Origin of the sequence: Vibrio sp. 10N.222.52.B7 (assembly GCF_041474275.1) — a bacterium.
Lineage (GTDB): Bacteria > Pseudomonadota > Gammaproteobacteria > Enterobacterales > Vibrionaceae > Vibrio > Vibrio crassostreae_C.
Window position 1 is genome coordinate 1 of the sequence record NZ_JBFRTU010000824.1, and the last position, 346, is coordinate 346.

General features: G+C 47.7%; 1 protein-coding gene. It reads right to left on the reverse strand.

Features of this window, described 5'->3' with window-relative positions; genetic code table 11:
* Window positions 1-346, reverse strand: a 346-nt coding sequence (tadF, locus tag AB4512_RS25475; RefSeq protein ID WP_372176244.1) for a tight adherence pilus pseudopilin TadF, incomplete at both ends; no start/stop codon positions are given.

Here is a 346-nt window from a genome sequence, read left to right on the forward strand (position 1 = left end):
AAGTGAGTTGAACCAAGGTGGATGGTCTTCCAACTAACGCAGGGTCGCCGCTACCCTCAACGATAAGTGTCTCTAGTTGATCGATGGGTGTGTACTTTTGACAGATGATCCCGGCATGGATGTGCTTGTATTCCCAGTTCGAAGCAGTGGTATCAAATACACGGCTTTCAAGTACCAACCCAATATCGCTGCGCTTGATGTCTTGCGGAAGATAACGTTCGGCGAGATCGAGAAGCTGATCCTTTAACGTATTAGGTAATCCGTTTGGGCCTTGCTCTGGTTTCAGTTGCGTTAGTGAAACGGCGTTGACTAGGTTATATGTTACGTTGTCGAGCTGAGTCTGTAG